The organism is Rathayibacter sp. AY1D1 (assembly GCF_002932635.1).
GTDB lineage: Bacteria > Actinomycetota > Actinomycetes > Actinomycetales > Microbacteriaceae > Rathayibacter.
Genome location: NZ_PSVY01000048.1, coordinates 1 through 11451 on the forward strand (window position 1 = coordinate 1; position 11451 = coordinate 11451).

Consider the following 11451-nt stretch of genomic DNA (forward strand, 5'->3'; position numbering starts at 1 on the left):
CGCGCAGCTGCGTACCGAGGACCGATCCTTCATCAACGCTGACGGATCCCGCACGCCGGCCGGCTACGGCACCGAGTTCTACAACGCCGACCGGGAGTACTCGACCGCCGTCGGGCGCATCATCAGCAACGCTCTCGACGCCGAGCTCACTGCGCAGAACGTCGACGTCGACGCCGCGAACCTCAGCATCGCGGGCGAGGCCCACTGCCCCGGAGCGACCTGGTGACCCGCAGGAAGACCGACGAGGCGGAGCGACTCACCGAGGCGCTGCGCGTCGCCTCGCCTGACCTGCTCAAGTACCTGCAACGCCGCCTCCCTCTCGAGGACGCCGCCGACGCACTCGCGGACGTCATGCTCACCGCATGGCGCCGCGTAGGCGCCCTTCCCCGCACCGCGGAGGAGTCGCGGATGTGGCTTTTCGGCATCGCCCGGAACGTCCTCTCGAACAGCACCCGCACTGAGAACAGGCGAGCCGACCTCTCCGGCCGGCTCCGCGGCGTTCTGGCGACCGCTCCTACCGAAGGACGCCCCGCCGACGAAGGAGTCGACGTGCGCGATGCGATCGCCAGGCTCGCGCCAGAACAGGCCGAGCTCGTCCGCCTCATCCACTGGGACGGCTTCTCCATCACCGAAGCAGGACAACTCCTCGGCGTCCCCGCGTCCACGGCACGCACCCGCTACCAACGAGCACGAGAAGACCTGCGGTCGACCCTGGCGGCATCACCAGCAAGCGACGACGACGCCAAGCCCCTCCGAGCGGTCCGCTGAAAGCGTCCCGCAGATCGATCCCCATACGGAACACGCTGCAGCGAATGCCGGTAAGCGACCTGGGGCACGGGCGACGTCGGCTGCGGCGGGAACCGCGGGCAGCGGTCGTGTGTACCGGGATGACGCCTTCCCCAGCCGAGGTCGATACGCTCGCCACTCCGAGGAATGAGGTGGTCGTATGTACGGATCGAAGAGGCTCATCGATTTTGCCGTGGCCGAGGAGCAGGCACGGCGGCAGCGCATGGAAGCCGACCGCGAGACCGCGGATCACGGAGACGATCGCCCTGAGGGGTTCGATGCGAGCTCCACCCCTCTGCCCAGCTACAGACCTCTTGCAAGCGGCCGGGGCGACACTGCTAGCGACGACGCGGAGTAGCCCAGTCGCACAGTGCCGCGAGAACACACGCGCTGAGGAGCGCAACGACGCCGCGAGAAACGCCGCTATAGGTGACCGGTTTAGGATCCCGATACGGGACGCGCGCCAGCACTGTGATACCTCGCGCCACGGTGACCGAACGACGTCGGAACCGACGAGGATCCGAGGCGTGAAGAACAGCAGTGACGGTGAGCACTACCTCCTCCTCAGGACAGCCCTCTGGGCAGACGCCACCGACGTCGTTGGAATCTATGGCAGCGAGCAGCGCGCTCGGGAAGCAGCAGGTTCCTCTACGGGACCCGATCGGTGGACGCTCGAGGAGTGGAGAGGAGACGTGCGCCGCAGCAGTCTCCAGCTCCAGGCCGCTACGCGCTCACGCTGACGCAATGGAGTTGCACGGCTACAGTCACGAAGGAGGGTCGCGATGCGGCGACCGCTGGGGAGGTCGCTGTGGGCGAATCGAATGATGGCCGCTTCAAGAAGCTGCCCGATCGGATCGAGCCGGCTCAGCAGACCGTGAGCGTCCCGGCCAGCGAAGACGACTCCACGACGCCACCGCAACCGCCGGCCGGCGTTCCTGACCTCGTGATCGCGACTCGCGTGGCGGACGCCGCCACGATGACCGGCCTTCTCCGCCGTACGGCGGGGCGCGTTGCACTGACGGTCGTCGTCGTCGCGGCCGGCCTCGTCACCGTCCTCGCCGCGCTCAACCTGCGCTTGTAACCAGACCGATCAGCCGTGAGCGAGGACGGCGCGTCCGACAGCGGCGCCTCTCGACTCGCCCACCGAACATTCCGGGGATCCCATGCTCAGAGCACTTTCGTCCACTTCCATGTTCTGGATCGGTGTCGCCGGGATTCTCCTGGGCATCGTCTTCGGCACGATCGTGCCGTTCTGGATCGCCCCCTACCAAGCCAACGGATCACCCACCGTCGAACAGATCATCAGCACCATCCCGGTCCTCACACGAATCGCGGAGGGCATCGGCTACTCGTTCGTCGCAGGAGCCTTCGTCGTTCGCCACTTCGAGAAGCGCGAACTCGTCGACGCTCGACGGTCCGTGCACTTCGTCGGCCGAGCAGCCCGGAAAGACGAGCAGTAGCCCCTCCGAGCAGTCCGCTGAAAGCGTCCCGCGGATCGATCCCCTTACGGGACCGCTCCTCAAGTCCGCTCGTCGCGCGACTAACGGGTGGGGGTCGTCAAGCGGATACCGATGAGTACGAGCCCCGCCGCCACCGCCGCTGCACCGAAGGCGACGGCGGCGGTGGCGCCCACTGAGCCTGAGGTGAACGCGCCGATGAAAGTCATTGCCGCACCCACGATCAGAAGGACGGCCGTGTACGCGTTGCCGAGCGTGCGATTGGTCATTCCCGGAATGTAGCGCCAAGTGTTGGCGCACGAGTGCGGTGGAGTCACTCGGTGACTCATAGTGCGAGCGTTGGAGTATGGTTCGGATCATGGTCGGCGAGATGCGAGAGACGACGTTCTGGATCTTGACCACGTTGGCGACAGGTCGGCGCCACGGTTACGCACTCCTCCAGGACATCGAGGAGCAGTCCGAGGATCGCGTGCGCCTTCGAGTGACGACGCTTTACGCGGCACTTGAACGGCTCGATACGGAGGGACTCATCTCTTCCGATGGAGATGAGCGGATCAACGGTCGAGTCCGTCGCTACTTCCGACTGACCGACGCCGGCCGTACTGCGCTCGGTGTCGAGGTCGACCGCATGGAAGCCAGCGCGCGCCGAGCACGGGCGAACCTCGGACTCGTTCCCGCCGCAGCGATCCGACCTGGCCACGCCCCTGATTGGAGAACGGCATGACGACGAACGATGACGCCTACCGAGCCGACCGCTTCCGACGCGCGTTGCGCTGGTACCCGCCCGTATGGAGGGCGGAGCACGGTGAGGTGCTGCTCGGCATCCTGTTGGACGAAGCCGACGACGCAGGCCGGTCCCGCCCCACGCTCGGACAGCGAGTCACTTTGATGGTCGGTGGGGTGCGTCATCACTTCCGTTCGCACGCTGGCCGATCGCCGGCCGCGATCATTCCGCTCGCTCTCGCCACGGCGTTCTTCATCTTCTACTTCACGATCAACTGGTCACCGGGGATCAACTATCCCGGCGCGATCGGACCGTTCACCAATCCCTCCGTCTTTGCGGGAGCCGCTTTCGTTGTCGCGCTCGGGCTCGCGGTGGCCGGACGAACAGGTGCCGCCCGCGGCATGGCACTGGCGGCTTCTGCCGCGGAACTGATCATCGCTTTCGTTTCGGCGTCCGCTGGGTGGCTTGGTCCCGGCCTCTCGACAGCGGCGCCTATCGCAGCGCTCGGCCTGCTCACAGCGCTCCCCTGGCGCGGGCGAGTCACCGCCGCGGTTTCGACGCTCGTACTCATCGGTCTGCCTGTCCTGCTGATCGGGATTGAGGTGCTCGGAGCAGTGCTCTTCCCGATGTATCCAGCGCTGCCGGCTGGACTGCAGCTCCCCATCGTGTGCGGCGTGCTGCTGGCGATCGGACTCGCCGCGAGCCGAGCAGCGCGACTCGAAAGGAAACTGCCTGGCGCCCTCGGCGCCTGACGTGCCGAACTCGGGCTTCATCATTCGCGAGCGGTTCCGTAGCCGAGGTCCCGGAGTGGGACAGAACATCAACTGGTCGATCATCTGTAACAGCAGCTCGGCTGGGGACATGTCCCAGGTATGAGCCCACCACAGTCCGCTCGCGAGGCGAGCTTCTCCGAGCTGTACGAACGCGAGTACGTCAGCGTCGTCAGATTCCTGAGGCGTCGCGCTGACCCCGAGCGTGCCGCCGACCTCGCGCACGAGGCGTTCCTGATCGCCTGGCGCCGCCACGACACCGCGCCGTCGGAGGACGAGCCCGCGCGGGCGTGGCTGTTCACCATCGCCCGGAATTGCCTCCTCAACGACCTTCGCGGCCAGCAGCGCTCCGCCGCGCTCGCGATCCGGGTCGCCGCTCACACCGACGCGGCCGCGCGGTCACCGGAGGACGCGATCGCGACCCGGCTCGACCTCTACCAGGCGTGGCAGCAACTCAAACCGCAGCACCAGGAAGCGATCGCGCTGACGGCCTGGGAAGGACTCGACTCCCCGTCCGCGGCCGGAGTGCTCGGCATCACCGCCGTCGCCTTCCGGCTCCGACTTCACCGAGCACGCACCGCGCTGCGGGCACTGCTCGATCCCCCTTCGCATCAGCACCACGCGCCCGCCTTGGAGGCATCATGACCACGCCCGAACTCCTCGCCACGAAAGACCTCGACCCGGCCGCCCAGTACGAGCTCGACGGCCCGGCTCGCGAGGCCGCCGAAGCGCGGCTCCAGATGATCCTCCACAGCGACCCGGTGGCCGCTCGAGAGCCCGCCGCTCGGCGTCCTCGGGGATGGCAGTTCATCCTTCCCGCAGGACTCGCGGCCGCAGCGCTGGGGGTCGCTCTCGCCGTCCTGCCGTCCGGTGTCGACTCCCGCGCGTACGCCTCATGGACGTCGACCGCGGAGGTTGCCAGCGCCTCCGACCTGACCGTCGCCGGCGCGGCGTGTGCAGCTGGTGACACGGAGCAGCTCGGGCAGCCGGCGATAGGGGAACGGCGCGGCGACTGGGTCCTGCTCTCCTACACGACCCCCAGCCAGCGGGCGTGCCTCATCGAGATCCCGGCCGGGACGAGCACTGCCGGGAGGGCGCTCATCAGTTCCACCGGAAGCGAGGGCGGGTTCACTCCGCTCGCTGACGAATACACGCAGGGAGGCATCAGCCAGTTCACCGGCGAGAACCTTCCGCCCGCCGTCTTCACCAGCGGCGATGTCGGCTCGGACGTGACCGGACTCACCATCCGCACCAACGACGGCACGAGCGTCCTCGCCACGATCACAGACGGCCACTGGGCAGCCTGGTGGCCCGGAACCGGCCTCACCGAGGGAGGCGAGACGGGCCGCAGCGGACCCGAGCCGACCTTCACCGTCACACTCACCCTCCGCAACGGAAGCACCATCACCGACGCCAGAGAATCCTTCAACCAACCCACCCGGTAGACGATCATCCCTAGCGTTACAGGAGAAGGCGCCAACGCTGCCCACCAAGAAAGGAGTGGGGACATTGCTTACCCTGAGCCGATGGGGGCATTCTCGAGGGCGCGAAGCACGGTCGTAGTCGCAGCATGCCTGATCGTCATCACGGGATGCACGCCACAGCCCACGCCGCCGGCTCGGGTGACGCCCACGGATGGCAGCTCCGACGCTGCGCTCACCGGCGACCTTGGCGTGGCAACGTTCACGGGGAGCGATGGGACGGCCAGCGTCATTCGCTTGAGTGCGGCAGACGGTCGGCTGGCCCTCGCGTCAGAGGCGCTCGCGATCCCCGCCGCAACAGAATCCTCTTCCGGTTTCGTCGCGGTCATGGGGGCGCTGGATCCGATCGATGAGGGTGCCACCTGTTTCAACGTTGATTTCCCGATGCGCCTCGCGGACGCGGAGTCGGGAAAGCCCTACAAGGCGTGGCGGAACCTCGCCGAGTTCCGCGGCGACCCGACAGCGATCGATCAGCTCGTCCTCACGACCCGACCGCAGAACGACCCGGACTGCTCGACGGAAATCATCGCCATCGCTGACATCCAGTGGAGTGTGGAGCCCCAACGCAGCACCCTCGTCGCCCGGGACACCGGCCCGCGCGCAGCAGCACGTGGCGAGACCAAAACGACGAACGGAGTACCAACGTCATACAGCGTCGCTCGCAACGACCTCGCAGAGGACGTCGCGGCACGATTCGGCATGACGGACGATGACCTGTTTTACCTCAACCCGTTCCGCTTCCCCTCGAACGAGATATTGCGCGTAGGGGAAGAGCTGAACCTCACCGTCACTGCACGATGAGCCACGTCCTTCCCGCTACCAACGAGGACCCCTGATCGTGACCAACACTCCCGCTCCAGCAACTCCGACGACCTCGACTACAGCACCCGAAACTTCACTGGACAGCCTCATCACCTGGTCGGGCGTGGGACTCGCCACCGCGATAGCAGCCCTGATTCTCATGCTCAGCAGCTTCATGGTCGCAACGGGCGTGACCGATTCGGACCCGTCTGAGGGAGTTTTCGGAATCGCGTTCGGTGCGATCGGCGTCGGGACGTGGATCGCCCTCGCCGCTGTCGCCGCTCACATAGTGGCCCGGAGACATCCGCGTCGCCGCGTCCCGCTCGCCTTGATTCCTGCCGCAGCGAGCCTCGCCTGGTGTGGACTGGCCATCTCCCTGTTCTCCTTCTTGATCATGGACGTCCTCGGCCCTCTGTCGATGACCTGGTTGTCCTCCATCGACTACCTCCTACTCGCGCTCCACGCCGTCCTTCTGACCGCAGGCACCATCCCGACAGGGCTCGGGTTCCTCGTGACCGGCATCGTTCTCCGAAGGATCCGTTCCCGCCGCAAGCGGGCTGCGCTCGAGCTCGGGCCATCCCGGTGAACGACCCCCATACGGGACGGATGGTGGGGCCGTTTCTGGTCATCACAGCGACGACATAGCCCCGCGGAGCTGGCCCCATCCGAACGTCCCCTCACGGGACGTCTCGAGCAGCGACCGAGCAGCACAGGGTGCGTGGCAGGGGGTGCAATCTTGATCTTTCTTCCTAGAACAACATTGTGCTAACTTCCTTGCACAAGGCGAAGTCGTCGCCGCTGATGTCTGCTGTGGAGGTCCCATGTCACTGCTCATTCCCCGCGAGGTGTATCAACTCCTCTCGGCCGTCGCCGCTCCGGTCACGTTCGGCCTCATCTGCTTCGTGTTGTCCTGGGTGTACCCGCGCCGGATCGTCTCGCTGCCGACCAGCGGACGTCGCACGTCGACACTGACCTGGGCGGGAGTGGCCGGCGCTCTCCTCGTGATCGTGGTGGCGTTCGTCGTTCACGTGAGCACCCCGGCGGACACGACCGGATTCGAGGGGTGGTGGCGCCGGCCTGCCCCGCTGCTCGTCGCCGCCCTCGTGGTGACGGTCGCCATGTTCTTGGTGCGCCGCGAGCCCCTTCCGGCGCCGGGCGAAGCTGCGGTCGCTCCTCAGCGTCGCTGGAACGAGTTCGCTTCTCGGCCTCTGCTGTGGGTCGGCGCGGTCATCGCGGCGCTGCTCGCGCTCACGTCGGTCTGGCAGACGGTCATCGCCACCAGCGCGCCGGCAGATGCGTTCTTCCTCGGCAACGTGCCCGAGCACACCACTCTGCCGATCTACATGCCCTTCAACGCGAACTACGGCTACATCGCCGGCGTCGGCTGGCCGAACTACCTCGCCACCCTGATCACCCTCGTCCTCGCCGTGGCCGCCCTCGTGCTCGCACTACGCACGGACGCGAACCGGCCCCTGCGCGCTCGATCGACCGCCACCAGCGTGCGCCCGGAGCGAGAGCTCACCGCTCGCCTCTTCACCCTGCTTCTACTCGGCGGGCTGATCACGACGCTCGGCGCTGTCTGGATGCACGCCGGAGATATCGGAACGATCATTGTCGGAGTCGAGGGACAGACCACCGCCGACGGGAACCTCATCTACGTCGGCAGCGCCTACCGCACCTTCGCGCAGCCTCTCCTCTACGCCGGATTCCTCGGCCAGGGGATCGGCATCGCACTCTTGCTCCGCGTCGCGACCGACACCCTCCGCTCCGCCGCCGCACTCCGGCGTGCACGTCGGCCGCTCATCGAGACGATCCCCTTCGACGGAGTGACACAGTGACCACGCTGACGATCAAAACCGCGGAGGAAATCACCGAACGATTCCGCGGAGCCATCCAAGCCGGACAGCTCGGTGACGGCGAACGCCTTCCGACCGTCCGCCAGACGGCCCGCGACTTCGGAGTCGCCCAAGCCACCGCTGCCAAGGCCTACAAGACCCTCGAGCAAGACGGCCTCGTCGTCACCCGCACCGCCGCCGGCACCCGCGTCGCCCCAGGAGCATCACGCGCGCCCCAACTCGTCGTAGAACGCGCACGAGCCCTCGCGGACTCCGCCGCTTCGGCGAACGTCTCCCTAGACGACGCTGTTGCCATACTTCGCGCGATCTGGGGTTGAAAGATGGACCGACGCCGCCACACTCGCGCCGCGAGTGCAGACAACCTTGAACAGACCGCACGAGACATGAGCACCGGAAGATCCCCTTCCAGCACAGGGAGCGGCGCCCTGACTGCCGGTGCGCCCTCATGCCAGGATCGGGCCATGGGAATCAGCAGAATCGGAATCACGCTCGCCATAGCCGGCGTAGTTGTGCTGTCCGGCTGCACCGCAAACGAGACCGCCGGCGACGAATCATCGAGAGTTGCTGTCGAATCATCAGGCGTGGATTCGGCAGGCTCGCCGGCGCCGGCCGCGTCCGATGGCCCTGAGCTCAGCGCATTCGAGCAGCAACTCCCTCTGAGGGGCGACTTCGTCAGTCAGCAGACCGAGACGACAGGATCGGTCCTGATCGAGCGCCGAGCGGACGGATCGACCTGGGCAATCCTCACCGACTTGTCGACCGGTGACGCATCTGATCTGAGGCTGCAACTCAAGGAGGGTGCACTGGAGCAGGACAGCTCTGGCGCCTGGGTCGACACTGCCGGCTACTCCTTCGACATCGGCCCCCTGGACCCGGAACAGCCGGACCAGGAAATCGCAATACCCGGAGCGCACACCATGCCGGCGATCAGAACCCTCACCGCCATGAACTACGAAGGCCCCGATTACCCGTCCTTCGGATCCGTTGCCCTTGAGAGGTAGCCATTACGCACTCCGCTCCCGCCGGCCGCGCTTGTGAACTGACCTAGGTGACTCTCGACCTGCCAGCGTTCCTGCTGGTTCTCTTCCTGAACTACCTGCCCTTCATCGCGGTCGGCTTTGTCGTCCTGTTCGTGATCGTGGGGTTCGTGGTCCTCATGCGCCGCGAGGCGCGACGCGACCGCAAGTAGAGACCGCTCGACCAGGTGCACGGGGCGTCGCCAACGTTGGCACTTCATGTCTAATGGTGCGGTGCGGTTGAGAAGTGGGGACTTCGTTGACGCCGCGAGCGGCCATACCGGGCAAGGGGCTCCGGTGCCGCCCTGCTCTCGGCTGCGCGCATGGCGCGGCCGAGAGCAGCACCCGCCAGCTCAGTGGTGCTGCACCCAGATGTTCGGCTCCACGTAGATCCCCTCGTCCGCATCACGGTCAACGCGCAACGTCGAAAGGCCGCCGGGAATGACGTACTCCCCCGACGCAGGCAGGGCCATCCCGGTCCACTCCTCCCACTGGGCGACGGTGCCGGTCATCACCTGCGACCGAGGGGCGACGCCGAGGACGAGAGCGCCCATCCGCAGGTGCGTACGCAGCCACGGATCCAGCGGCAGCCCGTCCTCCCGCGTCCACGCCGCGTAGACGTCGATCGGGGTCAGCGGGTAGCGCGGCTTCATCGTCGGGCGCAGCGGGACGATCATGTGGTCGTAGCCGCTAGTGACGCCGAGGTCGCGAAACGCGCCGAGCAGCGTCCCGGCGAGGCCGGCGCCGGTGCGGTCGGGATGCACCTGGGCGGCGCAGACGACGAGGGTCGTCGCCTCGTCCTCCTCCTCGAGCGCCCGGCGGAGGGAGTCGCCGTACCCGGCGGGCAAACCCTCGCGGGTGCCATCCCACCGGATTGGCACAGCCCAGCCCGCGGCGACCGGCACGTCTTCATCGAGGACCACGAGCTCGAACCGGGTGAATCGCTCGCGGATGTGCGGCAGGTGCTCCTCCGCGAGGCGGTCGGCGGAGATGAACGCCGGCCACCCCGAACCGAAGAGTGTCTCCATCTGCGCGTCGTCTCGGGGGCGCGCATTGAGTAGTTCTACCGACGTCATGGGCTCAGTCTGCGCGGAGGGCGGCCGCTAGGCGATCCCCTAACTGGACTCCTCGCGGCTAGGCCTCAGCGCCCCGCTAGGCTGCGGTTCATGACGATGCAGGCGCTCCTCAACACACTCGATGACATGCAGATCGCACTTCAGAGCGAGGACTATCACAAGGTGGGGCAGCTGTCATTCTTCGCCTACGACCACACCGGCGTCGACCTGGCGGGTGTGTACCTCGCGAAGGCGAAAGCGTGCGCCGCGAAGAACGACATGCAGGGGGCTGCCGAGGCTGTTCTGGCTGTCTTGGCCGTTGTCAACTCCCTCGGAGCGGAGTCAAAGAGATACAAGACCTCGCTTCCCAACCAGCCCTAGCCGGGTTTCGCTGCGCGAATCTGCCAGGTGACGCCGAGACGGCGACGTGCTCTGTCGAGTTGCGTCCGGTGCATCGGCTTGGCTTGCGCGTCGTCGGCTGCGATCTGAGCGAGAAGCAGCATGAGGGCTTGGACCCGCATCCACGTCTCGCCCTGGTCCCAGTCCGCTTCCCATAGGAGCTTCACGCCGTACGGGTTTCCCTCGTTCTCGGGCGCTATGGCGAGGTAGACGTCCGCAACGCTGGACGTGCCGTGCGAGTAGAGCCCTAGCGTCCGGTACATCGCGTAGATCTGGGGGCCTCCAGCGATCGCGTCGCACCGCTCCTTGAAGCTACGCGTGCTCTTGGCGCGGGCGTCCCGATTCTCTTCCTCGTCCAGTCGACGGATCACGTCGGACAGGTCAGCGAGGCCCAGGTCGGTCACCTCCTTGAAGGTCTGGCGCCGGTTCTTCGTGTCTACTGCGCTCAGCGCTGCTCCACCGTCATCGGTGACCAGTAGCCAGGCCGCGTTCATCGCGCATTCCATCGTCTGCCTGATGAGGGGCATGGCTTCGAGGTCGTGTCCTGCTCCGTGCAGCAGGAGCACCGCTCGCGAAAGGCGCGCGGCGTGGTGCGCGAAAGTCCACACCTGTATCGCGTTCGAGGGGTGCAGGCCGTCCCTCGGCGCGAACCGGCGGGAGCTGAGCTGCTCCCAGAGAGTCAGGAGCCGTTGCGTCTCGACCGTGCCGTCAGCGTGGTTGGGGCTCATTCCTCGAATCTAGAGGCGAGGCCGGCCAGCTCGACGGCCAGGCGCAGGAGGTGGAGATTCCTCCCAAGGACCTTGGACACGTCCAGGGTCCGGTGGGAGGGTGGGCGCATGTCGAAGCCTCGGACCAAGCTCGCGCGTGCTGCGCTGATCAGCAACGGGATGGTCTGGTTCGGGCTGTCGTTCATGCTCTTCGCGATCGCCGGTGAGCAGACGTACGCGGCGTTCACCGGTGAGTGGTTCAACGTGCTCGGGTGGGTGCTGATCGTCGCCGTGGCCGCCGGCCTGGCGGTCGTCGGGGTGATCGAGAACCGGAACATCCGGGCGGGGAAGAAGTACAAGCCGCGTCCTCGCCGCTGACTACCGCTCGAGCGCGCGTGG

General features: G+C 66.8%; 19 protein-coding genes. 16 read left to right on the top strand and 3 right to left on the bottom strand.

The window, feature by feature from the left end:
• The 4 genes from C5C56_RS18075 to C5C56_RS16765 all read left to right on the top strand — a co-directional run.
• Nucleotides 1-226: hypothetical protein (locus C5C56_RS18075; protein ID WP_181137623.1), on the top strand; the 226-nt coding region annotated here is incomplete at its 5' end.
• The gene (locus tag C5C56_RS16750) at nucleotides 223-768 is read left to right on the top strand and encodes an RNA polymerase sigma factor (protein ID WP_104224254.1); all 546 of its coding nucleotides are present in this window, start codon (nucleotides 223-225) and stop codon (nucleotides 766-768) included. The genes C5C56_RS18075 and C5C56_RS16750, both read left to right, overlap by 4 nt.
• 826 nt (nucleotides 769-1594) lie before the next feature.
• Nucleotides 1595-1867 carry a hypothetical protein gene (locus tag C5C56_RS16760; protein WP_104227086.1) on the top strand — a complete coding sequence of 91 codons (273 nt, stop codon included), beginning with the start codon at nucleotides 1595-1597 and terminating at the stop codon, nucleotides 1865-1867.
• A gap of 109 nt (nucleotides 1868-1976) precedes the next feature.
• Nucleotides 1977-2246, top strand: a complete 270-nt coding sequence (locus C5C56_RS16765; RefSeq protein ID WP_104224259.1) for a hypothetical protein — start codon at nucleotides 1977-1979, stop codon at nucleotides 2244-2246.
• Between the two features lie 80 nt (nucleotides 2247-2326).
• On the opposite strand, the gene C5C56_RS16770 is transcribed toward C5C56_RS16765, so the two are convergent.
• The gene (locus tag C5C56_RS16770) at nucleotides 2327-2512 is read right to left on the bottom strand and encodes a hypothetical protein (RefSeq protein ID WP_104234402.1); all 186 of its coding nucleotides are present in this window, start codon (nucleotides 2510-2512) and stop codon (nucleotides 2327-2329) included.
• 89 nt (nucleotides 2513-2601) lie between these two features.
• Here C5C56_RS16770 and C5C56_RS16775 point away from each other — a divergent pair, with 89 nt between their 5' ends.
• From C5C56_RS16775 to C5C56_RS18080, 10 genes are all read left to right on the top strand, one after another.
• Complete coding sequence (locus C5C56_RS16775; RefSeq protein ID WP_219813019.1) at nucleotides 2602-2967, top strand: PadR family transcriptional regulator; 366 nt, start codon at nucleotides 2602-2604, stop codon at nucleotides 2965-2967.
• On the top strand, nucleotides 2964-3719 hold the full coding sequence (locus C5C56_RS16780) for a hypothetical protein (protein ID WP_104234401.1): 756 nt from the start codon (nucleotides 2964-2966) through the stop codon (nucleotides 3717-3719). Before C5C56_RS16775 ends, C5C56_RS16780 begins: the two co-directional genes overlap by 4 nt.
• A 120-nt stretch (nucleotides 3720-3839) precedes the next feature.
• On the top strand, nucleotides 3840-4382 hold the full coding sequence (locus C5C56_RS16785; RefSeq protein ID WP_104234400.1) for an RNA polymerase sigma factor: 543 nt from the start codon (nucleotides 3840-3842) through the stop codon (nucleotides 4380-4382).
• On the top strand, nucleotides 4379-5182 hold the full coding sequence (locus C5C56_RS16790; RefSeq protein ID WP_104234399.1) for a hypothetical protein: 804 nt from the start codon (nucleotides 4379-4381) through the stop codon (nucleotides 5180-5182). The genes C5C56_RS16785 and C5C56_RS16790 overlap by 4 nt, the downstream gene beginning before the upstream one ends.
• An 81-nt stretch (nucleotides 5183-5263) precedes the next feature.
• Nucleotides 5264-6019, top strand: a complete 756-nt coding sequence (locus C5C56_RS16795; protein WP_146080961.1) for a hypothetical protein — start codon at nucleotides 5264-5266, stop codon at nucleotides 6017-6019.
• 124 nt (nucleotides 6020-6143) lie between these two features.
• Entirely contained in the window at nucleotides 6144-6605 is a 462-nt protein-coding gene (locus C5C56_RS16800; RefSeq protein WP_104234397.1) for a hypothetical protein, read from the top strand.
• Between the two features lie 235 nt (nucleotides 6606-6840).
• On the top strand, nucleotides 6841-7857 hold the full coding sequence (locus tag C5C56_RS16805; RefSeq protein ID WP_104234396.1) for a hypothetical protein: 1017 nt from the start codon (nucleotides 6841-6843) through the stop codon (nucleotides 7855-7857).
• Complete coding sequence (locus C5C56_RS16810) at nucleotides 7854-8192, top strand: GntR family transcriptional regulator (protein WP_104234395.1); 339 nt, start codon at nucleotides 7854-7856, stop codon at nucleotides 8190-8192. The genes C5C56_RS16805 and C5C56_RS16810 overlap by 4 nt, the downstream gene beginning before the upstream one ends.
• A gap of 144 nt (nucleotides 8193-8336) precedes the next feature.
• A complete protein-coding gene (locus C5C56_RS16815) occupies nucleotides 8337-8876 on the top strand; it encodes a hypothetical protein (RefSeq protein ID WP_146080960.1) in 540 nt (179 codons plus the stop codon).
• A gap of 47 nt (nucleotides 8877-8923) precedes the next feature.
• Nucleotides 8924-9064, top strand: coding sequence for a hypothetical protein (locus C5C56_RS18080; RefSeq protein ID WP_181067866.1), 141 nt, complete (start codon nucleotides 8924-8926; stop codon nucleotides 9062-9064).
• A 180-nt stretch (nucleotides 9065-9244) separates the two neighbouring features.
• Here the strand turns inward: C5C56_RS18080 and C5C56_RS16820 are convergent, their stop codons facing one another.
• The gene (locus C5C56_RS16820; RefSeq protein WP_219813018.1) at nucleotides 9245-9919 is read right to left on the bottom strand and encodes a hypothetical protein; all 675 of its coding nucleotides are present in this window, start codon (nucleotides 9917-9919) and stop codon (nucleotides 9245-9247) included.
• 138 nt (nucleotides 9920-10057) lie between these two features.
• Here C5C56_RS16820 and C5C56_RS16825 point away from each other — a divergent pair, with 138 nt between their 5' ends.
• A complete protein-coding gene (locus C5C56_RS16825) occupies nucleotides 10058-10327 on the top strand; it encodes a hypothetical protein (RefSeq protein ID WP_104234392.1) in 270 nt (89 codons plus the stop codon).
• Here C5C56_RS16825 and C5C56_RS16830 read toward each other — a convergent pair.
• The gene (locus C5C56_RS16830) at nucleotides 10324-11073 is read right to left on the bottom strand and encodes a DUF5677 domain-containing protein (RefSeq protein WP_104234391.1); all 750 of its coding nucleotides are present in this window, start codon (nucleotides 11071-11073) and stop codon (nucleotides 10324-10326) included. The two genes, C5C56_RS16825 and C5C56_RS16830, sit on opposite strands and share 4 nt — an antisense overlap.
• Nucleotides 11074-11181: 108 nt before the next feature.
• Here C5C56_RS16830 and C5C56_RS16835 point away from each other — a divergent pair, with 108 nt between their 5' ends.
• Entirely contained in the window at nucleotides 11182-11430 is a 249-nt protein-coding gene (locus C5C56_RS16835) for a hypothetical protein (protein WP_104233598.1), read from the top strand.
• Nucleotides 11431-11451: the final 21 nt, after the last annotated feature.

What these genes read in the sequence shown, in the direction of transcription:
- C5C56_RS16785 (WP_104234400.1), top strand. Translation starts at nt 3,840, where the DNA reads ATGAGCCCACCACAGTCCGCTCGCGAGGCGAGCTTCTCCGAGCTGTAC.
- C5C56_RS16775 (WP_219813019.1), top strand. Translation starts at nt 2,602, where the DNA reads ATGGTCGGCGAGATGCGAGAGACGACGTTCTGGATCTTGACCACGTTG.
- C5C56_RS16820 (WP_219813018.1), bottom strand. Translation starts at nt 9,919, where the DNA reads ATGGAGACACTCTTCGGTTCGGGGTGGCCGGCGTTCATCTCCGCCGAC.
- C5C56_RS16795 (WP_146080961.1), top strand. Translation starts at nt 5,264, where the DNA reads ATGGGGGCATTCTCGAGGGCGCGAAGCACGGTCGTAGTCGCAGCATGC.
- C5C56_RS16815 (WP_146080960.1), top strand. Translation starts at nt 8,337, where the DNA reads ATGGGAATCAGCAGAATCGGAATCACGCTCGCCATAGCCGGCGTAGTT.
- C5C56_RS16835 (WP_104233598.1), top strand. Translation starts at nt 11,182, where the DNA reads ATGTCGAAGCCTCGGACCAAGCTCGCGCGTGCTGCGCTGATCAGCAAC.
- C5C56_RS16825 (WP_104234392.1), top strand. Translation starts at nt 10,058, where the DNA reads ATGACGATGCAGGCGCTCCTCAACACACTCGATGACATGCAGATCGCA.
- C5C56_RS16780 (WP_104234401.1), top strand. Translation starts at nt 2,964, where the DNA reads ATGACGACGAACGATGACGCCTACCGAGCCGACCGCTTCCGACGCGCG.
- C5C56_RS16830 (WP_104234391.1), bottom strand. Translation starts at nt 11,073, where the DNA reads ATGAGCCCCAACCACGCTGACGGCACGGTCGAGACGCAACGGCTCCTG.
- C5C56_RS16790 (WP_104234399.1), top strand. Translation starts at nt 4,379, where the DNA reads ATGACCACGCCCGAACTCCTCGCCACGAAAGACCTCGACCCGGCCGCC.
- C5C56_RS16765 (WP_104224259.1), top strand. Translation starts at nt 1,977, where the DNA reads ATGTTCTGGATCGGTGTCGCCGGGATTCTCCTGGGCATCGTCTTCGGC.
- C5C56_RS16805 (WP_104234396.1), top strand. Translation starts at nt 6,841, where the DNA reads ATGTCACTGCTCATTCCCCGCGAGGTGTATCAACTCCTCTCGGCCGTC.
- C5C56_RS16770 (WP_104234402.1), bottom strand. Translation starts at nt 2,512, where the DNA reads ATGACCAATCGCACGCTCGGCAACGCGTACACGGCCGTCCTTCTGATC.